This is a genomic window from Streptomyces sp. NPDC057702, from assembly GCF_042799315.1.
Taxonomy (GTDB): domain Bacteria; phylum Actinomycetota; class Actinomycetes; order Streptomycetales; family Streptomycetaceae; genus Streptomyces.
Map to the genome: position 1 here is coordinate 59,083 of NZ_JBHVJC010000021.1, position 21,520 is coordinate 80,602.

The following is a 21,520-nucleotide window of genomic DNA, read 5'->3' on the forward strand; positions in this document are numbered from 1 at the left end:
TCGCCCGGCGCGGGCCTCGGCGTGCGCGGTCGGGCTCCGAGGGGCTCGCGACGGAGGGCGCCTGGCTCAGGCGTGCTTGCGCCGGCCGGCCGAGCGCTCCGCCGCCTTGGGCTGGGCGGACTTCGCGGTCTTGGTCGTACGCCCGGACTTCGGTGCCGCGCTCTTCTTCGCGGCCGCCTTGGTCGTACGGCTGGTGCCGGAGCCGGAGCCGGCCTTGGAACTGGCGGACTTCTTGCGCGCCGTGCCCTTCCCGGTGCCCGATCCGGCGGCCCTCTTGCCGCCGCGTCCGCCCTCCGGTTCCGCACGCGCGTCGATCGACGCCTGGAGCGCGGACATCAGGTCCACGACGTTGTCCGGCGGCGGTTCGGCCTCCTCACCCGAGGGCGGGGCCTTGCCCTCGAGTCGGGCGGTGACCAGTTCGTCGAGCGCGGACTGGTAGTCGTCGTGTAGCGAGTCCAGGTCGAAGTCCTCGGAGAGGGTGTCCATCAGGGACGTCGCCATCTTCAGTTCCTGGGGCCGCACGGTGACCTTGTCGGAGGGGGCGAGTCCGCTGGCGGCGCGGATCTCGTCGGGCCAGTGCATGGTGTGCAGCACCAGCACGTCCTCGTGCACCCGCAGGATGGCCAGCGACTCGCGGGTGCGCAGCGCGACCTTGGACACCGCCACCCGGCCGCTGTCCACCAGCGCCTCCCGCAGCAGGACGTACGGCTTGGCCGCCGCCGTCGAGTCGGCCCCCACGTAGTAGGCGCGCGAGAGCCGCAGCGGGTCCACGGCGTCCGCGTCGATGAAGGCGATGACGTCGATGAGCTGCTTGCTGGGCAGGGGCAACTGGGTCAGGTCGTCCTCGGTGAGCACCGCCGTGCGGCCGTCGACGTCCTCGTACCCCCGGGCGATGTCCGCGTAGTCGATCTGTCGCCCGCACTGTTCGCAGACGCGCTTCATCCGGATGCGCCCGCCGTCGGCGGCGTGCACCTGGTGCAGTCGGACTCCGTGTTCCTCGGTGGCCGGATAGAGCTTCACCTGGATCGACACCAGCCCGAAGCCGATGGCCCCTTTCCACATCGAGCGCATGACGCTGACCCCTTCTGGTGGGATATCCACCCTATGTCCGCGATCGTCCGGCGGCAGCGTGGGCGGGTGGCTTGCGGGTACGCGTCCAGTCGGTGAGCTGTCGCGCCGTCCAGGTGTTGATCACCCGTTCGGGCGGCACGCCGCAGGCGGCGGCGCGCGCACAGCCGTAGTCCAGCCAGTCCAACTGGCCCGGCGCGTGCGCGTCGGTGTCGATCGCGAAGAGCACGCCGGCCGCCACCGCCTCGCGCAGCAGCGCGCGCGGCGGGTCGAGACGGTCGGGGCGGCAGTTGATCTCCACCGCGGTGCCGGACGCGGCGCAGGCGGCGAACACCGCCCGGGCGTCGAAGTCGGAGGGGGGTCGCCCCCGCCCGGTCACCAGCCGCCCCGTGCAGTGCCCGAGCACGTCCACCAGCGGATCACCGACCGCCCGCACCATGCGTCGGGTCATCGCCGCGCCGTCCATCCGCAGCTTGGAGTGGACGGAGGCCACCACCACGTCCAGCTCGTCCAGCAGCTCGCGGTCCTGGTCCAGCGACCCGTCGTCGAGGATGTCGCACTCGATACCCGTCAGCAGCCGGAAGGGCGCGAGGCCGGCGCGCAGGTCGTCCACCACCGCGAGCTGCTCGCGCAGCCGCTCGGCGCTGAGTCCGCCCGCGATCGTGAGCCGGGGCGAGTGGTCGGTGAGCACGGCCCACGCGTGGCCCAGGTCGGCCGCCGTGCGCGCCATCACCTCGATCGGGCTGCCGCCGTCGGACCAGTCGGAGTGCAGGTGACAGTCGCCGCGCAGCGTGGCTCGCAGCCGCTCGCCCCCCGTCGCCAGCGGCTGCCGCGCCGCACTGGAGAGCGTGCGCAGATACTCGGGCTCCTCGCCGGCCAACGCCTGCTCGACGACGGCGACCGTCTTGGGCCCGAGCCCCCGGACGGACCGCAGCGTCCCCGCCGCCGCCCGGCGTCGCACCCCGTCCCCGCCCAGCTCGACCAGGGCCGCGGCGGCCGTCCGAAAGGCCCGTACCCGATAGGTCTCGGCATCCGCGCGCTCCAGCAGGAACGCGATCCGCTCCAGGGCCGCCACCGGTTCCACGGGCACCGCCTCCTTCCCACCCCCGCTAGTGCTTCGCTCGGCTGGGCCGCACCCGCTTGGGCTCGCCCGCCATCTTGGGATGGTCGGGTGGGTAGGGCAGGTCGCCGAGCCCGTGCTCGCGCTCGTCCCGCGCGGCCAGCTCCAGGGCCGCGTCGAGCGGGAAGGCGTGCGTGTCCAGGTCCGCGTGGACGTCACCGAGCTCGGCGTAGCGGGCGGGCATGGTCGCCAGGTCGAAGTCGCGCGGTCGGGCGTCGGCGACCTCCGACCAGCGCAGCGGCGCCGAGACGGGGGCATGGGGCCTCGGCCGCAGCGAGTAGGCGCTGGCGATGGTGCGGTCCCGGGCGGTCTGGTTGTAGTCCACGAAGATCCGCGCGCCCCGCTCCTCCTTCCACCAGGCGGTCGTCACCCGATCCGGAGCCCGCCGCTCAAGTTCCCGACCGATCGCGATGGCACTCCTCCTGACCTGCACGAACGTCCACTGTGGCGCGATGGGCACATAGACGTGCAGCCCCCGGCCGCCCGAGGTCTTGGGCCAGCCGCGCAGCCCGAGGCCGTCCAGCACCTCGCGGAGCTCGTGGGCCGCGCGCACCGCGTCCTCGTAGTCCGTCCCCGGCTGCGGATCGAGGTCGATGCGCAGCTCGTCGGGGTGCTCGGTGTGGCTGCGACGTACGGGCCAGGGGTGGAAGGTGAGCGTGCCCAGGTTGGCCGCCCAGGCCACGGCCGCCACCTCGGTGGGGCAGATCTCGTCCGCGTGCCGGCCGCTGGGGAAGGCGATCCGACCCGTCGGAATCCACTGCGGCAGGTTGCGCGGCGCCCGCTTTTGGAAGAACGACTCGCCGGCTACCCCGTCCGGGTAGCGCTCCAGGGTCGTCGGCCGGTCGCGCAGCGCGCGCAGGACGCCGGGGCCGACGGCGAGGTAGTAGCGGACCACGTCCTCCTTGGTGAACCCCCGCTCGGGGAAGTAGACCTTGTCCGGATGCGAGACCCGCACCGTGCGCTCACCGACCGTGATCTCCAGGGCCTCTGCCATGCGGCCACGCTAGGCCGCCGACCGCCAGCCCGCCCGTCGACGCCGCCCCGACGCCCGGGGCCGGCGGCGGGGCGCCGTGCTCGGCGGGCGGAGGCCGTGGCGGGGCCGCACAATCCAGACCATGGACCTTCCGGTGATGCCGCCCGTACGGCCGATGCTGGCCAAGGCGGCGGCGGGGATTCCGCCCGACATGAGCTACGAGGCCAAGTGGGACGGCTTTCGCGCCATCTGCTTCCGCGACGGGGCCGAGGTGGAGCTGGGCAGCCGCACCGGCAAGCCCCTCACCCGCTACTTCCCCGAACTGGTCGAGGCGCTGCGGGCCAACCTGCCCGAGCGCTGTGTCGTCGACGGCGAGATCGTCATCGCCCGAGCGGACCGGCTCGACTTCGAGGCCCTGCTCAGCCGTATCCACCCGGCCGCCTCCCGGGTCCGCACGCTCGCCGAGACGATCCCGGCCAGCCTCGTCGCCTTCGACCTGCTGGCGCTCGCCGACCACTCGCTGCTGGCGGCCCCCTTCACCGAGCGCCGCGCCGCCCTCGCCGACGCCCTGCGCGAGGCCAGGCCCCCGGTCCACCTCGCCCCCGCCACCACGGACCTCGGCCTGGCCCGCGCGTGGTTCGAGCAGTTCGAGGGGGCCGGGCTCGACGGCGTCATCGCGAAACGGCCTGATCTTCCCTATCGGCCGGGGGAGCGGGTCATGGTCAAGGTCAAGCACGAGCGCACGGCCGACTGCGTGGTGGCCGGGCTGCGTCCGCACAAGAGCGGCCCCGTCGTCGGCTCGTTGCTGCTCGGCCTCTACGACGCCGACGGCCGGCTCCAGCACGTGGGAGTGTGCGCCTCCTTCCCCATGCGTCAACGCGAGGCGCTGATGGAAGAGTTGGCGCCCCTGCGGATGGCCGACGTCCAAGGCCACCCCTGGGCGCAGTGGGGCGAGGAGAGCGCCCACGCCCACAGCAGGATGCCCGGCGCTCCGAGTCGCTGGAGCGGCGGCAAGGACCTGACCTGGGTGCCGCTGCGCCCGGAGCAGGTCTGCGAGGTGGCGTACGACCACATGGAGGGGGACCGGTTCCGGCACACGACGCGCTTTCGCCGCTGGCGGCCCGACCGGTCCCCCGGGAGCTGCGGCTACGCCCAGTTGGAGGAGCCCATCAGCTACGACCTGACCCGGGTGCTCGGCGCGTAGGACGCCCCCGTCGCGTCGCCCACGGCCCGCCGGGGGTGGCAGCCGTGAGCGGGGGGAGCCGGTGTGGAGCGGAGCGTCAGGCGGAGTGCGCCGGAAGCGCCGCCCACACCGTGCGCCCCTCGCCCCGTTCGCCGAACACCACGCCCCAGGTGTCGGCGAGCATCTCCACCAGCAGCAACCCCCGCCCGTTCTCGTCACCGGCCGCCGCGTCCCGGGGGGTGGGCCGGGTAGCGCTTCCGCCCTGGTCGCGGACCTCTATGCGCAACTGCCCCGGTATCGCCTGGAGGACGCAGGATATGGAAGTGCTGGTGGTGTGCACGACGGCGTTGGTGAACAGTTCGGATATGACCAACTGCGCCATGTTCCGGGCGTCTTCGGATACGTGCTGATAGGTGAGCCAACTCCGCACGCGATGCCGGGCGTCGGCGACGGCCGAGCGCTCGGCCGGCAGGTGAAACGCCTGGTCGTAGGGCGCGTCCAGGGTGCTGGACGACACGGGGAAGGGCGTCATTTCAGGAGCGATCACGGCCGTTCGCCTTCCAGGTGCCTTGCGGGGGGAGGTGGGTCGTGGGGAGGAACATAGGGCGCCCGCGACTCGTTAGGGTCGCCGAGCCGCGACCGCGATGCGAAGGGTGGCCACGTCTCTATGATCGCTGCCTCACTCAGTCAGCACGGGGCATTATGCGAAATGCAGAATAGCGAGCGCAGTCTGTTGGTGTCAGCCGAACCGTGGCACACTGCTGGGAACAAGCCACGTGCGGAGGTGGGATGTGGGTGAGGCGCGATCTGCCCCGACCGTTGGGCAGATAGTCCTCGGCATGCGGCTACGTGACCTTCGGGAGAAGGCCGAGGTCTCGTACGAGCAGGCGGCGAAGGCGCTGCACGTCAATCAGACGACGGTGCGGCGTATGGAGAAGGCCGAGGTCGGTCTGAAGCTGCCGTACGTGGAAAAGCTGCTCCGCACCTACGGTCTCGCGGACGAGGAGGTCAGCTCCTTCCTGGAGTTGGCCGAGGAGGCCAACCAGCCCGGCTGGTGGCACCGCTTCCGCGACGTACTGCCGGACTGGTTCAGCCTCTACGTCAGCCTGGAGGGCGCGGCCAGCCTCATCCGGGCCTACGAACCGCACTTCGTCCCCGGCCTGTTGCAGACTCCCGAGTACGCCGGCGCACTGCTGCGCGTCGGCTTCCCGCACGCCGACGACGAGGAGATCGACCGTCGCGTGGCGCTGCGGATGGAGCGTCAGCAGCTCCTGACCGGGCCCGAGGCACCGAGGCTGTGGGCCATCGTGGACGAGACGGTGCTGCGCCGTCCGGTCGGCGGCGCCGAGGTGATGCGGGGTCAGATCGACCGACTCGTCGAGGCGTTGGAACTGCCCAACGTGACGCTGCAGATCGTTCCGTTCAGCGCGGGGCCGCACCCGGGGATGTTCGGCCCTTTCCAGCTGTTCAGGTTCCGGGTGCCGGAACTGCCCGACGTCGTCTACAGCGAGGGCCTGACCAGCGCCTCCTACCTCGACGAACGCGCCGACGTGGCGGCCTACCTCGAGGCCCTCGACCGCATGGGCACCCAGGCCGTCCCAGCACCACGCACTGAGGCCCTCCTCGGTGACCTTCGCAAGGAGCTCTGACCGTGAACAAATCCGTGGCAGACACCGACCACGTCTACAACGGCATGCCCGCCAGCAATCTCGGCAGCGAGGGCTGGCGCAAGCCGTGGAGCGGCCCCAACGGCGGCAGTTGCGTCGAGGTCATGAAGCTGGCCGACGGGCGGGTGGCGCTGCGACAGTCCACCGATCCCGACGGTCCCGCGCTGATCTACACCGTGCGCGAGATGGAGCAGTTCCTGCACGGCGCCAAGGGCGGCCAGGCGGACTTCCTCCTCACCTGACGGCGTAACACGACACCACCCCGCACTACTCGCACCACTCGCACCAGCGTCCCCATCACCGCGACGCAGCCCTCGACCGCCGCGGTGGCGACAGCACCAGGAACCGGAGGAACAGATGGCCGAAGTCGGTCGCGCAGCGGGCCGGATCGACACCAGCAAGCCGCATCCGGCGCGCATGTACGACTACTACCTCGGTGGCAAGGACCACTACGAGGTGGACCAGCAGGCGGCCGAGACGGTCATCGGGATCAACCCCGGCATCAAGACCTGCGCCGGCACCAACCGCCGCTTCATGCACCGGGCCACCCGGTACCTGGCGGCGGCGGGGGTACGGCAGTTCCTGGACGTCGGCACCGGCATCCCCACCGAGCCCAACCTGCACCAGGTCGCCCAGGGCGTGGCCGCGGACGCGCGGGTGGTCTACGCCGACAACGACCCCATCGTGCTGACCCACGCCCAGGCGCTGCTGCGGAGCACCCGCGAGGGACGTACCGCCTACATCCACGCGGACGTGCGCGAGCCGGAGAAGATCCTCTCGGCGGTGGAGCTACGCGAGACGCTCGACATGAGCCAGCCCGTCGCGCTCTCGCTCAACGCGCTGCTGCACTTCGTACCCGACGAGTTCCACGCGTACGAGCTGGTCGAGCGTCTGGTCGCGGCGTTGGCCCCGGGCAGCTACCTGGTGCTCTCGCACGTCACGTCGGACTTCGCGCCCGACGTGTGGGCCCGGGTGGTGGACATCTACCACCGCGGTGGCATCCCCGCCCAGACCCGCTCGCGTGTCGAGGTCGAACGGTTCTTCACCGGCCTGGAACTCGTCGAGCCCGGCGTGGAGGTGCCCCACCGGTGGCGGCCCGACGCCGAGACCGACGGGAGCGTCACGGACGCCGACGTGTCCCTGTACGCCGGGGTGGCGCGCAAGCCGTAACCGCGCCACCGCACCGGGAGCGCGCCGCGCTCCCACTCGGACGAGGACGCCCGCCTCGGGGGTGGCGGGCGTCCTCTCGGCGTGCTCGGGACCAGCCGGCGTACGCGCGGCGTCGGGCCCACGCGCGGCGCTCAGCGCGTGGCCGCGCGACGCGGGAGGGCGCAGGCCGCGGTGCCGCCCGGCATCTGATGGCGATGGTTGGCCACCAGGCGGTAGACGGCGTGGCCGACCCAGCGCAGCGGCGGCAGGTTCAGCAGCGCGCCCAGCGGGGCCCAGCCACCGCCGGCGCTCAGCAGCGCCTTGGCGATCGCCCGCACGCCGCCGTACACGGCGCCGCTCGGCGTCACCCACAACACCTCGCGCTCGGCCCTGGCCCGCGTGGTGCCCAGGCCCGCGAGGTCGGCGAACTGCGAGGGAAGCACCTCGCAGCGGGGCCGGACACGGCGCTCGGCGAAGGTCACGCAACGGGTGCAGAAGGCGCAGTCACCGTCGTAGATCAGCACAGGTCGGGTCCGCATGAGCCCATCATGCCTCGCCGGCCCCCGGCCCCGTGACCGGGGGCCGCCCCCCCCGGGCGGGCCGGTTCGGTCCCTGGCCCTCGGCCCGGGTCGGCCGCGCCCCGCGCGGGCGGGCCGACGGGCGCAACCGTGACCTCCGTACAACCCGAGGCAGTGGCGGGCGGTCCACTCGTGTGACCGGCAGCTCAACCCTGTCTGACGGCACGGTATCGGTGAGCTGAACACGCGACGCCCGGAGGACCCATGCACCCGCGCTCCCTCGCCCTGACCACGGCCCTGTCCGCCCTCGTGGCCACCGCCGCCCTGACCGCGCCGGCCGGGCACGCCGCCGCCCGGGCCCCGGCCGCGCCCTACGACATCAACGGCGACGGTTTCCGGGACGTGGTGGTCGGCGTCCCGAACGGCACCGTCGAGGGCCGTACGCAAGCCGGATACGTCACCGTCGTGCCCGGCTCGGCGACCGGACCCGCGACCGCGCGCCGCTGGACGGTCAGTCAGGCCGGCCCCGCGGTGCCCGGCGCCCCCGAGCCCTTCGACCGGTTCGGCGCCCAGCACGCCAGCGCGGACCTCGACCGGGACGGCTACGCCGACCTCGTCGTCGCCGCGCCCGGCGAGGACGGTCCGTACGAGGACGCCGGACGCGTCGTCATCCTGTGGGGCGCGGCGGGCGGCATCGACAAGGTCACCACCCTGTCCGGCGGCACGGCCTACGGGGGCCTCGGGGGACGCGGCCTGGCGGTGGCCGACACCGACGGCGACGGGCAGTGGGACATCGTCACCGCCAACGACGGCGAGGAGCTGGACACCCTCGCCCTGGCGCGCGGCCCGTTCGCGCCGGGCCGCACTCCGGCGCCCCCCACCCGCGTCGCCGACACCGGGATCACGCACTTCAGCAGCGTGGTCGGACTGGCCGTCGGTGACGTCGACGGTGACGGGCGCGACGACGTGGCCGCACCCTGGCTCGGCACCGAGGGCAACGGCACCGCCCTGCTGCGCGGCACGCCCACTGGCCTCACCCGCCCGAGCGCCTGGCACCGGGAGACCGGCGGCCAGACCGTCGCCGCCGGCGACTTCGACCGGGACGGCTACACCGACCTGGCCATGGGCGGCGCCCGCAGCGTCGGCCCCGACGACGAGGACTGGGAGCCGCGGTACCCCGTGGCAGGCGGCGTGGGCGGCACCGTACGGGTGCTGTACGGGGGCCCGCAGGGCCCGGCCGGGGACCGGGCGCCCGCCGACCTCAGCCAGGAGACGCCGGGCGTACCGGGCGGCGGCGCGGGCGACAGCGAGCGCGAGGACGCCTTCGGACACGCGGTCTCGGCCGCCGACGTCGACGGCGACGGGTACGACGACCTGGCGGTCGGCGCGCCGGGGGAGGCCAGCGGGGCCACGGCCGGCGCGGGCCGCGTCACGCTGCTGTACGGCTCGCCCGCCGGGCTGCGGGCCGACCGCGCGCACGCGGTCCACCAGGACACCCCCGGCGTGCCCGGCAGCGGCGAGGCCCAGGACGCCTTTGGCGCGAAGGTGGTGCTGCGCGACACCGACGGTGACGGGCGCGGCGACCTGCACGCCGCCGCGCCCGGCGAGGACGGGGGCGACGGCCGCGTCTGGTCACTGTCCTGGACCACCGCTGGCGGGACCGTCACAGGGGTCGGCTACAGCGCCGCCAGCCTGCACCTGCCGGCGCCCACCCGTGGCCTGGAGTTCGGGCGCGGCCTGGGCGGCTGAAACCCCGCTCGGCGCGACACGGGCCGCCCCGCCGCCCGCGCCCGGGCCGGTCCGGAGTCGGGTCAGGGCGCGGACCTGGCCGCCGCCGGGGGCCGGGTGGCCATGCCCGCGTCGCCCAATGCGCCGTGGCCCAGGGCGCGTTCGGGGTCACAGTGTGGGCAGGGCCGGGTGCCGGGCGTGGCGAGCAGGGCCAGCGCGGCCTCGGTCGTCACCAGGTCCGCGCACGGTGCGGCGGCCCGACACACATCGCGGTGCAGCACCAGCCGGCCGCCATCCGCCGCGTACGCCGCGGACTCGTGGACCCGCCACCAGCCCGCTCCCGCGTCCTCCTCGACATGCATGGGTACGCCCCTCCCGGTCAGACGACACGTTGACATCGGCGCATGAGAGCGATGCTTGTGGCTGACGGAGGACCGATCAAGTACCTACAAAAAAGTGCGTGCGCGGCCTCGGGTGATTCGGCCAGCTACGCGCGGTACACGCCCGGCTGGGCCACCACGCAGGCCCGGCCGCCCAGGGGCAGCCCTCGCACGGCGTAGGCCGCGGGCGAGCGGATCGACGGCCAGCGGGTCGTGGAACGAGGTCCCGGGCGCGTGGTGCGCCGCGTGCGCGCGGGCGTACGGGAGGGAGGGCAGCAGGGTGCGCGCCATACCGTCGCGGCCGCGCGCGGTGGGGGAGTAGGCCGTGTTCGTGGGCCCGTCGGGCCCCGCCGACCCCGTCACGGCGCCGACCGGCCACGCCTCCCGCGTACCACCGCGCCGGCGCGCACCGGAGGCGGCCGGCGGACGGGATGGCGCGGCCGACACGGAGCCGGGCCCCGCGAGGCGCGCGGCCTGGGCCCGAACGGGCCGTGCGCTCTGGCCGGTTCCTGGCCCAGGCGCGTGGCACGCCCCCGTACCGTGGGTTTCGCGCGCGGCGGCGCGCGCGTCCGCCCGGCCCGGGTGGGCGAGGCGGGCCGACCTCCCGCGCGACTCGGGCGGCCCGCCGACGGCCCGCCCCGGAAGGAGCCCCCACCGTGCGTCACCCACCCACCTGCGTGCTCGGCGACGACGGCCCGCCGCGCGTGAGCCACGGGCACGACCCGGACCGGTACGTGGAGATCGGCTCCCTGACCAAGGTGCTCACCGGCACCGCCCTGACGCGCCTGGCGGCGGCCGGGACGCTCGACCTGGCGGACCCCGTGGAGCGGTGGCTGCCGGCGCCGCCGGACACCGGCATCACCCTGCGGCATCTGGCCGAACACACCTCGGGACTGCCCCGGCTGCCCCCCGGCCTCGGTGGCCGCGACCCGTACGCCACCTTCGACGACGCGGCGCTGCACAGGGTGCTGGGCCGGCTGGACACACTGGCCGACAGCCCGGCCGGAGCCCGGGAGGAGTACTCCAACCTCGGTTACGCCGTGCTGGGAGCGGCGCTGGTCGCCGCGACGGGCCAACCCTACGAGCAGGTCGTCCGCGACCACGTCACGCACCCGCTGGGTATCGAGGAGATGGCCGTGCGCCCGCCGGCGGGCCGGGCCCTGCGTGCCGCCGGGCTCTTCGGCCGGCCACGTGGGACGTGGACCATGGACGGCGCGATCCTGCCCGCCGGCGGGATGTGGGCCACTCCGCGCGCCGCGGCCCAGCTGGTGACCGGACTTCTCGTGGACCGCGCCCTGGGGGACCCGGCCCCGACCTGGCGCCACGCCAAGGACGTGACCTGGCACAACGGCGCCACACGCGATGCCTCCGTGTTCGCCGGTGCGCTGCCGGACGGGCGGTGGGTCCTCGTGCACCGCCTGGGCGGCTCGCCCGCGGACACCGACGCCGAGGGCGTACGCCGCCTGACCCGCCCCGCGGCCGGGTGAGGCCGACGCCGCGCGCGGGGCCCGCCACGGCCGGCGGACCGTGACGGGCCCCAGATGGACGCGCGTCACTCGGCGGCACGAGCACGCGGGGCGCCCGGCTAGCAGATCGGTACGCCGGGCAGCTGGGCCGCCGGGTGGTCGATGTAGATGGTGGAGACGAACCCGCCCTGGTCGCGGAGCTTGCTCCACCAGTTGTGGGTGTAACCCTCGGCGCTGACGGTGCTGCCCTGCTTCTGGCAGACGACGGTGACGTTGGTCGGGCCGGCCAGGGCCCCCACGACCGGCGAGTTCAGGTAGGCGTCGGCGCGCACGCGGATGTCCGAGCCCCAGGTGCGGAAGTTCGCGCCGCCACCGCCGCAGCCGTTGTCGCTGGTCAGGTACGACTGGTGGTACTGCGAGGGGTAGGGCAGCGCGGAGCCGTTGAGGACGATGTTCTGCCCCACGCCGTTCAGCAGCTGCTCGTAGTGGATGTGCGCGCCCGAGGAGTTGCCGGTGCTGCCGGTCACGCCGATCTGCTGGCCCTGGCCGACCGAGGCGCCGTTGGGCACGGAGAAGGAGGCGAGGTGGAAGTAGTACGTCCGCCAGCCGCCGCCGTGGTCGATGACGATGTAGTTGCCGGCGCCGTCGGGCTGGGACATCCGGGTGGCCGTGCCGCCGGCGGAGGCCAGGACGGGGGTGCCGGCCGTCGAACCGCCGTCCGCGCGCACGAAGTCCAACGCCCGCCGCACCTCGGCGGAGTGGTGGCTGTAGGTCCATTTCTGGCCACAGGGGAACGGCGCGCGAAAGGAGGGCGTCGCGGCCAGCCGGACACCCTCGCCCGGGGCCGTGGACGGCCCGGCGGCCCGCGCGGGCGCGCCGAGGAGGCCGGCGATCGCGAGCAGTGCGGGCATCAGGAGTGACAACGTGCGCAAGCGGCTGTGGTGCATCGAGATGACTCCTTCGTCGAAACCGGGGAGACCGACACCGCGCCGTCCGGGCGGCGTGCTCCGGGCGGCGTCGATCACGTGTACCACCGGCGCGCGGCGGTGCGCACCCCACGCGGCACACCCGCCTCCCGGCCGACCGCTGGCCGCCGCGTCAGGTTCCGGCGGCGTTCGCCCGAACGGGACGCGAACGGGACGCGTCGGACCCGGGCCCCACCCCGGCTCGCCTGCCGCGCGAGCCGGTGCCAGGCGCCCGGTCGGCGTCCGGCACCTCGCCCGAAGGTGAACGCGCAGGGGAGCGGGCGCCATATACGGGGACGTACCGGGTGCGATGTCCGACGCCTTATCGCCCTGGGCAACTGATCCTTTACGATGCGCATCGAGCCTGACGGGCAGTCAACACGACGGCCAACCACGCCATACGAGGAGATCCGAATGAACCGCAGGGGCGCTATCGCCAGCGCGCTGAGCACCGCCGTGATCGTGGTGGCGATGCCCACCGCGAGCGCGACACCGTCGGCACCGGAGCGGGCGACGCACCGCCGCACCGCCGCGCCGGCCAGCGTCAACGAGCAGTGGCGGCAGCCGTGCACCGGCGCCTACCAGGGCGACGCCCGGCTCGGCCCGGAGCGGCTGCCGAACCTGTTGCAGTTCCCCGTGGGCCCGCTGGTGTTCGGGTACCACCGCACCGGCACGCTCTCCCCGGACGCCTTCCTCAGGAAGTACTGGGAGGGCCCGGCGGACCAGGGCGGTTGGAAGTACCCGCCCAACGACGGCTTCGCCGAGGTCAACGGCAAGGTCGACAAGCGCCGTGCCGACCTGCGCCCGGGCCAGCGGCTCGACCGCTTCGGCTCCGAGTACGGCGGCTACCTCGCGCCCGCCGGCGACCGCTACGCCAAGCGGGCCCTGCCGCCGCAGAACCTCAACACCCGGGACGCCGCCTTCCCCTGCGACTACCACGTGTACAAGGTCACCAAGCGGTTCACCGTCTGGCAGGGCAAGATCGCGCCCTGGTTCGAGCAGCCGGGCGGCGGCCAGCAGATCAAGCTCGATCCGGCCCTGGTGGACCCGGGACAGGGGCAGCGGCTGAACGTGAAGTGGCTGCTCGACCACGGCTACCTCGCCTCGGTGAAGCGGTAGCCGGCGTGGACCGTCGCGCGTTGCGCGAGGCCCTGCGCGCGGCGCGGGTGGGGGATGACTACTACTGGATCGAGGGCGTCCACGAGCCCGTCCCCACCCCCACCGACCACCTGTTCCTGCGGACCGGTGACGGTGGCGGCTGGCAGGTCGGCGCCTACGAACGGGGCGCCAGCGAGGTCATCGCCGAGCACGCGGACGAGGCGAGCGCCTGCGCCCACCTGCTGGGGCTGTTGACCTGACCCGTCGGGTGTCCGGCCGTCGCCGGTCGGACACCCGACGGGCACGGGCGGCGGCGTCAGAGGATGTCCACCGACGCGCTCGGCGCCAGCCGGCGGCGGCAGTCCAGCACATAGGGCGCGTGCTCGGGAATGGCCTGGTAGTCGAACGCGTCGTGGTCGGTCAGCAGCACCACCGCGTCCGCCGCCGCCAACTCGGCCGGCCCGAAGTCCACTCGACGCAGCGAGCTGTCCACCGTCACCGACTCCACGACGTGCGGGTCGGCCGCGTACACCTCGGCGCCGAGGTCGATCAGCAGCTCGGCGACCCTGAGCGCGGGCGACTCACGGGCGTCACCCGTGTTGGCCTTGTACGCCAGGCCCAGCAGCAGCACCCGTGCCCCGTTGAGCGGGCGGCGGCGGGCGTTGAAGGCGAGCAGCAGTCGCTGCACCACGTGGTCGGGCATGTGGCTGTTGATGTGGTTGGCCAACTCCACGAAGCGGAACCGGCGGCCGAGCGTGCGGTGGACGCGCCAGGACAGGTACTCCGGGTCGACCGGCAGACAGTGCCCGCCGACGCCCGGGCCCGGCGTGAACCGCATGAAGCCGAACGGCTTGGAGGCCGCCGCGTCCAGCGCCTCCCACACGTCGATGCCCAACTCGTGGGCATACATGGCGATCTCGTTGACCAGGGCGATGTTCACGTGCCGGAAGGTGTTCTCCACCAGTTTCGACAGCTCGGCGACCTCGGGGGTGCGTACCGGCACGGTCGTCTCGGTGATCGAGTCGTAGAAGCCGCGCACGGCGGCCAGGGACGCCTCGTTCACGCCGGAGACCACCTTCGGCGTGTTGCCCAGGTGCCAGACGGGGTTTCCGGGGTCGATGCGCTCGGGGCTGTAGCCGAGGAAGAAGCCCTCGCCCGCCACCAGCCCGGAGCCGTCCTCCAGGATCGGCCCCACCAGCTCGCCGGTGGTGCCCGGGTACGTGGTGGACTCCAGGACGACCGTGACCCCGGGCCGCAGCCGGGTGGCCAGCGATCGCGCGGCGTCCTCGACGTAGGACAGGTTCGGGACCCCGTCCTTGAGCGGTGTGGGGACGGTGATGACGGCCACGTCGAAGCCGTCGAGGTCGGTGGCGTCGGTGGTGGGCAGGTAGCTGCCGGCCGCCAGCAGCGCGGTCAGCTCCGCGCCGGGCACGTCCTCGACGTAGGACTCACCGGCGGCGAGCCGCTTGACCCGGTCGTCGTCGATGTCGTACCCGACCACGTGGTGTCCGGCGCGGGCTGCCCGCACGGCGAGGGGCAGGCCGACGTAGCCCTGGCCGAGTATCGCGATCTTGCTGCTCACGGATCGATCCTCCTGGGGACGGCGGTACGTACGAGCGGGCGGCGGTCAGCGGAAGAAGGCGTCCACGGCGTCCGCGATACGACGGACCTGGGCCTGGTCGAGCTGGGGGTGGAGCGGCAGGGCCAGGTGCCTGGCGCTGGCCCGCTCGGCCCCGGGCCAGCGCGCGTCGGCGGGGGCGTAGCGGGCGAACGCGGGGAGGCGGGGGAGGGGGAGCGGGTAGTAGACACGGGTGCCGATCCCGTGAGCCGCCAGGTGACGGGCCAGCGCGTCACGCCGCTCGCTCTGCACGGCGTAGACGTAGTGGCCCTGCTCGGCACCCGGGGCCGGCGCGCTGAGCACGCCACGCGCGCACAGCGGCGCGAACCGCTGGCTGTAGTACGCGCTGATCCGCGCCCGGCGCGCGATGCGCGCGTCCTGCGTCGCCAGCCGCGCGAGCTGGAAACCCGCCTGCACCTCGTCGAAGCCGCTGTGGTAGCCGATCTCGTGCCGGAGGGGGGTGTCGCCGTCCTGGCCGTGGTTGCGCAGCAGCCGGACGGTGCGGGCGATCGTGGGGTCGTCGCACAGCACGGCCGCCCCCTCACCCGGCATCCCGAACGGCTTGGCCGGAAAGAACGAGTACAGGCCCACATGTCCCCACGTGCCCGCGGCCCGCCCGGCCAGCGTCGCGTCCTGGGCCACCGCCGCGTCCTCGATGACGGTCAGCCCGTGGGCCGAGGCCAGCTCCGTGACCGCGCGCATGTCGACCAGCGCGGTGAAGGTGTGGGCCGGGACGAGCGCCCGGGTGCGCGCGGTGACCCGGCGGGCGGCGTCGGCCACGTCGATGACCATCGTCAGCGGGTCGACGTCGGCGAACACCGGCACGGCGCCCGCCCCGACGACGGTGGCGGCCAGCGGTTCAGCGCCGAAGGCCGGCACGATCACCTCGTCAGCGGGGGCCAGGGACGCGGCGCGCAGCGCCAGGCTCAGCGCCGAGGTGCCGCTCGCGCACGCGATCACGTCGCCGACCCCGGTCCGGTGCCGAAGGCGCCGCTCCAACTCGGCGGTGCGGCGCCCCAGGACGAAGCGCTGCTCGGGGTCGGTGGCCACCTCCCGCACGGTCTCCAACAGCAGCTCACGGGCGCCGGGGTCGAGCAGCGAGCCGCTGTAGGGCACCGGCGTCGTGTCGACCGCGGGTGCCGAGTCCACCACACTCATCACACAGCACCTTCCGGGGCGAAGGAACGGACGGCGGCACACACGTCCGCGACCTGACGCAAAGACAGGTCCGGGTAGAGGGGCAGTGCGATCACGTGTCGGGCCGCCTCCTCGGCGTGGGGGAAGTCACCCTCCTGGTGACCGTGGTCGGCGAAGCAGGGTTGGAGGTGCGCCGGCCGTGGATACGTCTCGGTGCTGATGCCGGCCCGCGCCAGATGCCCGGCCAGCCCGTCCCGGTCGGCGACCTCGACGGCGTACACCGCGAAGACCGGGTCGACGCGGGCCCGCGCGCCCTGGACCACCTCGGGCAGCCGCCGTACGCCGGGCACGCCGCGCAGGTAGTGGGTGTACGCGGCGGCCAGCTCCGCGCGGCGGTGGATGTCGGCCTCGGTGCCGGCCAGCCTGCCGAGCAGCACGGCCGCCTGGACGTCGTCCATCTTGGCGTTGACGCCCAGGAGTTCCCCCTGGCGGGCCACCTCGGCCGCGGCCGTCCGCCCGGCCGCCGGCGCCTGGTGGACGGGGGCGCGGGGCGCCGTACGGCCGTGGTCGCGCAGGGCTCGCACGCGCGCGGCGAGCGCGTCGTCACGGGTGAGCACCATGCCCGCGTCGCCCAGCGCCCCGAGCGTCATCGTCGGGCACAGCGACACCGCGCCGCCCGCCCCGACCAGCCCGGTGTGCACGCCGCCCCAGCGCATCCCGAGGCCGTGCGTGCCGTCCTCCAGCACCAGCAGGCCGTGGCGCGTGGCCACGTCCGTCACCTCGGCCAGGTCGGCTGGCTGACAGAACAGGTGCGCCGGGAGCACGGCCCTGGTCCGCGCCGTGATGGCCTTCTCGACCGAGGCGGGGTCGATGCCGTAGGTGACGGGGTCCACGTCGGCGAAGACCGGGCGGGCACCCACCAGCGCCACCGAGGAGGCCGGCGTGGCGAACGCGAACGCCGGCACCACCACCTCGTCGCCGGGCCCGATTCCCGCCGCGCGCAGCAACAGCACGAGGGCGTCGGCGCCGTTGCTCACCGCGATGGCGTGCGGGGCGCCGGTGTAGGTACGGAGCGCCGCCTCGAGCTCGGCGGTCTTGGGCCCGTTCGAGTAGACCCCGGAGTCGAGCACGTCTTCGATCTGCCGGCGCACGGATGGCCACAAACGCTCGAACGAGGCCGCCTGGGTGAAGAACGGGACTCCGGCCGGTGCCGCCGCCCCGGGGCTTCCGGGAATGCTTTCCGTCACTCTCCTGCCCATGTCTCTCCATTCGTAGTACCCGCATTCGAAAATAGGCGGCCCACGAGTTGTCAGGGATAGCAATCCGCAGACAATGAGATGGCAGATTCAGTGCCTCACCTGTCACTCTCGGACAGAGTTCTGTGTCTTTTCGACCCCTCAATTGCTGTCCGGACAGGCCGTCTTGACCGGCGTGTTGTCCACCGTTGATGGTTGCTAACGTTGACGACTTCCAGGCCGGGGGGCGGTTTCCAGAGATATGGACACCCGAAGAAGTTTCGGCTTTGCCGAGTACCGGGATTCTCGTTGGCTCGTGGCCAGTGGGGCGGCGCGGGCACATCGGTGGACGACATCCGGCGCGCCCCCACGCCCCCCTTCCACTCCGACTGACTCCCGTGCGCGACAGCACGCGCGTCACTGAGGCGCCGGCGGCACCCGGCCGGCGCGCCGACGGATTCGCGCGCATCGCCACCCGGCCCGCTCCGCGAGCGCCCCCGCCACCCGCCGCCCCGCTGTCCGAGGCGTCCGGACGGACACGCCGCCCCGCGCAGCGCGCGAGGCGTCCGCCGGTCGGCCACACCGGTGATCGCAGAGAGGAACCGCAAACATGACCGTGTCACCGATGGCACCCGTGGCCACCACCGGCCGCGCCGCTCAGGCCCGAGCCGGGATTCTCGCCCGTACCGAAACCCGCCTGGACGCCCTGCTCGCCGCCGAACGCGCCCAGTGGGCCGGCGTCGACACGCGCGCCACCGCCCCCGTCGAGAGCGTCGGCCAACTCGTCCGCGCGGGCGGCAAACGCCTGCGCCCCGCCTTCTGCGCGGCCGGCTTCCTGGCCGCCGGTGGCGCGGAAGCCGACACGCAGGTGGTCGAGGCCGCCGCCGCGGTCGAGTTGCTGCACGCCTTCGCCCTGATCCACGACGACGTCATCGACGACTCGCCGCTGCGCCGGGGCGAACCCACCGCCCACGTGCGCGCCATCGAGCACCACCGCGCCCTGGGCTGGCACGGCGAGCCGCGCCGCTACGGCGAGGGCATCGCCGTACTCGCCGGCGACCTGGCGCTCTCCTACGCCATGCGGCTCGCCCAGGAACTGCCCGCCCCGGCCCGGCTGGTCTGGGGGGAACTGGTCACCGAGATGATCGTCGGCCAGCACCTGGACGTGGCCGTGGCCGCCGAGGGGGTGGCCGACACACGCCTGTCGGAGTACATCGCCAACGCCAAGTCCGGCCGCTACAGCATCCGCCGCCCACTCGAACTCGGTGCCGCCATCACCGGGAACACCACGCTGGCCACGACGTTCGAGGCCTACGGCGCCGCACTCGGCGAGGCATTCCAGCTCCGAGACGACCTCATCGACGCCTACGGCGACGCGGACGTGGCCGGCAAGCCCGTGGGCGCCGACGCCGAGAACCACAAGATGACCCTGCTGATGAGCCTGGCCGTACGACGCAGCGAGCGGGTGCGGAGCCTGGTGGCGGCCGGCGACCGGGACGAGGCGGCGCTGCGCGAGGAGATCGACGCCATCGACGTACGCGCCGAGGTGGAGCGCCGCATCGACACGCTGGTGGACCAGGCCCGCGAAGCCCTGGCCGACGCGCCGCTGCCCGAGGAGTGGCGCGAGGAGCTGGCCGGCATGGCGGTCGCCGTCGCCTACCGCGAGAAGTAGCCCGCATCCCGCGCGCCGACGGGGCCCGGTCGCCAGCCGCAGCCGAGCCCCGCCGGCCCACCCGGTGGGGCCCGGCACTCCCTCGGCGCGCCGGCCGGGTCAGGAGCCGCCGGGCCGGCCGTCGGTGCCGCGTCCCGCCGGGGGCGCCGTCAGACCACGCGCGGCAGGCCGCCGGGGCCGGCGAGCCCGCCGTCGGCGGTGGCTCGGGCGCTGAGCACACGGTTGGCGACCTGGACCCGCGAGGTGCAGTCGAGCTTGCGCATCACCTTGCGCAGGATGTTGACCGCCGTCCACTCGGCCGTACCCAGACGCCGGGCCACCTCGCGGTTGGTCAACCCCTCGGCGACCAGCGCCGCCACCTCCTGCTCGCGGCGGGTGAGGGTGTCCGCGGCGGGCGGGGCCTGCGGCGCCGCGGGCGGCGGGGCCAGCGGAGCCAGCGCCAGGGACACCGCCTCGTGCGCGGACAGCCGCGCACCGGCCCGGCTGTGCTCGTCGAAGGCGGCCTCCCCCAGCCGCTGGCCCGCCTGGGTCAGCAGGCCCTGCCGGGTCGCGGCCGGCAGACGCGTCGGCAGCCCGCCCGCCCCGGCCTCCAACACACCCGCCGCGGCAACGAGTTGGGCGGCGCGCTCCCAGGCGCCGGTGGCCCTGCCGTGCCGACGCACCAGGAGGTTGGCGGACACGTGCAGCGCGCAGGTCAGCGCCGGCACGTCGCCCAGTTCGCGCAGGGTCAGCAGCGCCTGGCGCGCCATCCGGTCGGCGCTGGCCGGCGCCTCTCCCTCCGCCAGCACACCGGCGAGCACGAGCTTGCCCAGCGCGGCCCGCCGCGCGTCGCCGGTCTCCTCGAAGCGTCGCACCGCGTCCTGCCCGTACCGCACCGCGGCACTCGTCTCCCCCAGATCCCGACAGACCTCGGCGAGGTGGCCCGTCGCCGAGGCCAGGCCGTGCGCGTCGGCCAGCTCGCGACAGCGTGCGACGACCTCCTCCAACAGGGCCTTGGCCTCCGTCAACTCGCCCCGGGCGTGGGCGAGTCGGGCCAGGAGCTCGGTAACGGCCACCGTCCCGGCCCGGTCGCCCTCCGCCTCGACGTGGGCGAGCGCGGCCCGCAGCTCCTCCCGCGCCTCGGAGTGTCGACCGGCCCACAGGCGCGCCTCACCCAGGGCCGTCCGCAGCGCGGCGCCCACGTGAGCGGCGGCCGGCCCGGCGGCGCGGGCCGCCGTCAGCCGCGCCGTGGCCTCCCGCGACTCGCCACGGATCAGCCAGTACGGCAGCAGCGTGGCGGCCAGCTCACCGGCGCCGTCACCGTCGCCCACGTGCACCAGATGGCCGAGCGCGGCCAGCGTGTCCTGGTGCGCCAGGCCCAGGCGAGCCAGCGTCGCCCCCTGCCCGGGCCCGCTGAGCCGGGGCACCGTGGCCCGCGCCCGGCGCAGCACGTGCGCGGCATGGCGGCTCCTGACCGCCTCCAGGTCGCCGGTGTCCGCGAGCTGCTCGACGGCGTACGCGCGCGAGGTGCGCAACATGTGGAACCTGATGCTCCCGTCCGGCTGCTCCCGTGGCAGCAGCAGGCTGCGGTCCACGAACTCCTCCAGCGCCGAGCGGGCCTCGTACACCGAGAGTTCCAGCACCTCGGCGGCCTGGGCGCCGTCGAAGGAGGAGGCGAAGACCGCCAGCTGGCCGAGGAGCGCGCGCCGGTCCGGTGTGAGCACGCCCCAGCTGTGCTCGATCGCCTCGTAGATGCTCAGGTGGCGCGACATGGTGTCGGCGGCGGTGCCGCGCAGCGCGCCACACGAGCGGTCCAGCTCGTCGAGCAGGGCCCGGGGGGAGGAGACCTTGAGCCGCGCGGCGGCGAGTTCGAGTGCCAGCGGTAGCCCGTCCAACCGCACACACAGCTGGGCCACCGCCTCCCGGTTCTCCTCGGTGAGCCTGAATCCGGGCCGCAGCGCCCGGGTGCGCTGGACCAGCAGCCGTACCGAGGCCACCTCGGCGAGCGGTCCGCTGGCCGTCGCCGAGCCCGGCACCGCCAGCGGGGCGAGCTGGATGCGCCGCTCGCCGTAGACCCCCAGCACCTGGGTCGCGACGGTCAGCACGCACAGCCCGGGGGCCCGGCCGGCGAGGTCGGCCACCAGCGCGGCCACGTCCTGGGGCGGCCGTGAGCCGCAGTCGAGTACGAGCAGGAAGTCGAGGTCGCGAAGGGACTGGTCGTCATCGGCCGGGCCGTCACCGCACAGCGCGGCCCGCACCGCGCCGACCAGGTCCTGGCGCCGGTCCTCAAGGTTGAGATAGCACCCGCCGTCACGGAACGCACTGACAACGTCGTCAGCGAGCACCGTGGCCAGTCGGGTCTTGCCGACGCCGGTCGGGCCGGTGAGGGTGAGCACCTGGGTGTCCCGGGCCAGGATCTGCGCTCTCAACCGGGCCACCTCGTCGTCCCGGCCCACCAGCGGTGACAGTGGTCGTCGGCTGGAACCGGTCGCGGCCGGTTCCGAGGTGAAGCCGTCCTGCTGCGCGTGAGTGCCTGCCTGCACCATGCGGCTCCTTCCGTTGGG

At 74.0% G+C, this 21,520-nt stretch carries 20 protein-coding genes; 9 read left to right on the forward strand and 11 right to left on the reverse strand.

The features are described 5' to 3' along the window. Nucleotides 1-66: 66 nt before the first annotated feature. The 3 genes from ACFVFR_RS17755 to ligD are packed head-to-tail and all read right to left on the reverse strand — an operon-like array spanning nucleotide 67 to nucleotide 3,182. Entirely contained in the window at nucleotides 67-1,071 is a 1,005-nt protein-coding gene (locus ACFVFR_RS17755) for a Ku protein (RefSeq protein ID WP_383702511.1), read from the reverse strand. A 31-nt stretch (nucleotides 1,072-1,102) separates the two neighbouring features. Further along, nucleotides 1,103-2,152 (reverse strand): PHP domain-containing protein, encoded by a 1,050-nt coding sequence (locus ACFVFR_RS17760; protein WP_383702667.1) that lies wholly within the window; start codon nucleotides 2,150-2,152, stop codon nucleotides 1,103-1,105. A gap of 25 nt (nucleotides 2,153-2,177) precedes the next feature. Further along, nucleotides 2,178-3,182 carry a non-homologous end-joining DNA ligase gene (ligD, locus tag ACFVFR_RS17765; RefSeq protein ID WP_383702513.1) on the reverse strand — a complete coding sequence of 335 codons (1,005 nt, stop codon included), beginning with the start codon at nucleotides 3,180-3,182 and terminating at the stop codon, nucleotides 2,178-2,180. Nucleotides 3,183-3,303: 121 nt separating this feature from the next. Between ligD and ACFVFR_RS17770 the strand changes: the two genes are divergently transcribed. Continuing rightward, nucleotides 3,304-4,365 (forward strand): ATP-dependent DNA ligase, encoded by a 1,062-nt coding sequence (locus tag ACFVFR_RS17770; RefSeq protein ID WP_383702515.1) that lies wholly within the window; start codon nucleotides 3,304-3,306, stop codon nucleotides 4,363-4,365. A 76-nt stretch (nucleotides 4,366-4,441) separates the two neighbouring features. On the opposite strand, the gene ACFVFR_RS17775 is transcribed toward ACFVFR_RS17770, so the two are convergent. After that, complete coding sequence (locus tag ACFVFR_RS17775) at nucleotides 4,442-4,891, reverse strand: ATP-binding protein (protein WP_383702517.1); 450 nt, start codon at nucleotides 4,889-4,891, stop codon at nucleotides 4,442-4,444. A 244-nt stretch (nucleotides 4,892-5,135) separates the two neighbouring features. Between ACFVFR_RS17775 and ACFVFR_RS17780 the strand changes: the two genes are divergently transcribed. The 3 genes from ACFVFR_RS17780 to ACFVFR_RS17790 all read left to right on the forward strand — a co-directional run bounded on the left by ACFVFR_RS17780 (nucleotide 5,136) and on the right by ACFVFR_RS17790 (nucleotide 7,181). Beyond that, on the forward strand, nucleotides 5,136-5,993 hold the full coding sequence (locus ACFVFR_RS17780; protein WP_383702519.1) for a helix-turn-helix domain-containing protein: 858 nt from the start codon (nucleotides 5,136-5,138) through the stop codon (nucleotides 5,991-5,993). A 44-nt stretch (nucleotides 5,994-6,037) separates the two neighbouring features. Then, nucleotides 6,038-6,253 (forward strand): DUF397 domain-containing protein, encoded by a 216-nt coding sequence (locus ACFVFR_RS17785; RefSeq protein WP_383702669.1) that lies wholly within the window; start codon nucleotides 6,038-6,040, stop codon nucleotides 6,251-6,253. Nucleotides 6,254-6,368: 115 nt separating this feature from the next. After that, the gene (locus ACFVFR_RS17790) at nucleotides 6,369-7,181 is read left to right on the forward strand and encodes an SAM-dependent methyltransferase (RefSeq protein ID WP_383702521.1); all 813 of its coding nucleotides are present in this window, start codon (nucleotides 6,369-6,371) and stop codon (nucleotides 7,179-7,181) included. Between the two features lie 131 nt (nucleotides 7,182-7,312). Here the strand turns inward: ACFVFR_RS17790 and ACFVFR_RS17795 are convergent, their stop codons facing one another. Further along, a complete protein-coding gene (locus ACFVFR_RS17795; protein ID WP_383702523.1) occupies nucleotides 7,313-7,699 on the reverse strand; it encodes a thiol-disulfide oxidoreductase DCC family protein in 387 nt (128 codons plus the stop codon). A gap of 243 nt (nucleotides 7,700-7,942) precedes the next feature. On the opposite strand from ACFVFR_RS17795, the gene ACFVFR_RS17800 reads away from it, so the two are divergent. Next, nucleotides 7,943-9,427: an FG-GAP and VCBS repeat-containing protein gene (locus tag ACFVFR_RS17800; protein ID WP_383702525.1), complete on the forward strand. Its 1,485-nt coding sequence runs from the start codon at nucleotides 7,943-7,945 to the stop codon at nucleotides 9,425-9,427. 62 nt (nucleotides 9,428-9,489) lie between these two features. On the opposite strand, the gene ACFVFR_RS17805 is transcribed toward ACFVFR_RS17800, so the two are convergent. Next, complete coding sequence (locus tag ACFVFR_RS17805; RefSeq protein ID WP_383702527.1) at nucleotides 9,490-9,768, reverse strand: DUF6233 domain-containing protein; 279 nt, start codon at nucleotides 9,766-9,768, stop codon at nucleotides 9,490-9,492. A 674-nt stretch (nucleotides 9,769-10,442) separates the two neighbouring features. Here ACFVFR_RS17805 and ACFVFR_RS17810 point away from each other — a divergent pair. Next, on the forward strand, nucleotides 10,443-11,273 hold the full coding sequence (locus ACFVFR_RS17810; protein ID WP_383702529.1) for a serine hydrolase domain-containing protein: 831 nt from the start codon (nucleotides 10,443-10,445) through the stop codon (nucleotides 11,271-11,273). Nucleotides 11,274-11,371: 98 nt separating this feature from the next. On the opposite strand, the gene ACFVFR_RS17815 is transcribed toward ACFVFR_RS17810, so the two are convergent. Next, nucleotides 11,372-12,199: a M23 family metallopeptidase gene (locus ACFVFR_RS17815; RefSeq protein WP_383702531.1), complete on the reverse strand. Its 828-nt coding sequence runs from the start codon at nucleotides 12,197-12,199 to the stop codon at nucleotides 11,372-11,374. A gap of 432 nt (nucleotides 12,200-12,631) precedes the next feature. On the opposite strand from ACFVFR_RS17815, the gene ACFVFR_RS17820 reads away from it, so the two are divergent. Next, nucleotides 12,632-13,336: a TNT domain-containing protein gene (locus ACFVFR_RS17820; protein WP_383702533.1), complete on the forward strand. Its 705-nt coding sequence runs from the start codon at nucleotides 12,632-12,634 to the stop codon at nucleotides 13,334-13,336. Between the two features lie 5 nt (nucleotides 13,337-13,341). After that, nucleotides 13,342-13,575 (forward strand): hypothetical protein, encoded by a 234-nt coding sequence (locus ACFVFR_RS17825; protein WP_383702535.1) that lies wholly within the window; start codon nucleotides 13,342-13,344, stop codon nucleotides 13,573-13,575. Between the two features lie 56 nt (nucleotides 13,576-13,631). On the opposite strand, the gene ACFVFR_RS17830 is transcribed toward ACFVFR_RS17825, so the two are convergent. The 3 genes from ACFVFR_RS17830 to ACFVFR_RS17840 are packed head-to-tail and all read right to left on the reverse strand — an operon-like array spanning nucleotide 13,632 to nucleotide 17,329. Further along, the gene (locus tag ACFVFR_RS17830) at nucleotides 13,632-14,897 is read right to left on the reverse strand and encodes a nucleotide sugar dehydrogenase (RefSeq protein ID WP_383702537.1); all 1,266 of its coding nucleotides are present in this window, start codon (nucleotides 14,895-14,897) and stop codon (nucleotides 13,632-13,634) included. A gap of 45 nt (nucleotides 14,898-14,942) precedes the next feature. Continuing rightward, nucleotides 14,943-16,091, reverse strand: coding sequence for a DegT/DnrJ/EryC1/StrS family aminotransferase (locus tag ACFVFR_RS17835; protein ID WP_383702539.1), 1,149 nt, complete (start codon nucleotides 16,089-16,091; stop codon nucleotides 14,943-14,945). Next, on the reverse strand, nucleotides 16,091-17,329 hold the full coding sequence (locus ACFVFR_RS17840) for a DegT/DnrJ/EryC1/StrS family aminotransferase (protein WP_383702541.1): 1,239 nt from the start codon (nucleotides 17,327-17,329) through the stop codon (nucleotides 16,091-16,093). The genes ACFVFR_RS17835 and ACFVFR_RS17840 overlap by 1 nt, the downstream gene beginning before the upstream one ends. Before the next feature lie 586 nt (nucleotides 17,330-17,915). On the opposite strand from ACFVFR_RS17840, the gene ACFVFR_RS17845 reads away from it, so the two are divergent. Continuing rightward, nucleotides 17,916-18,977 (forward strand): polyprenyl synthetase family protein, encoded by a 1,062-nt coding sequence (locus ACFVFR_RS17845; protein WP_383702543.1) that lies wholly within the window; start codon nucleotides 17,916-17,918, stop codon nucleotides 18,975-18,977. A 149-nt stretch (nucleotides 18,978-19,126) separates the two neighbouring features. Here ACFVFR_RS17845 and ACFVFR_RS17850 read toward each other — a convergent pair whose 3' ends face one another. After that, nucleotides 19,127-21,502 carry an ATP-binding protein gene (locus tag ACFVFR_RS17850; protein ID WP_383702545.1) on the reverse strand — a complete coding sequence of 792 codons (2,376 nt, stop codon included), beginning with the start codon at nucleotides 21,500-21,502 and terminating at the stop codon, nucleotides 19,127-19,129. Nucleotides 21,503-21,520: the final 18 nt, after the last annotated feature.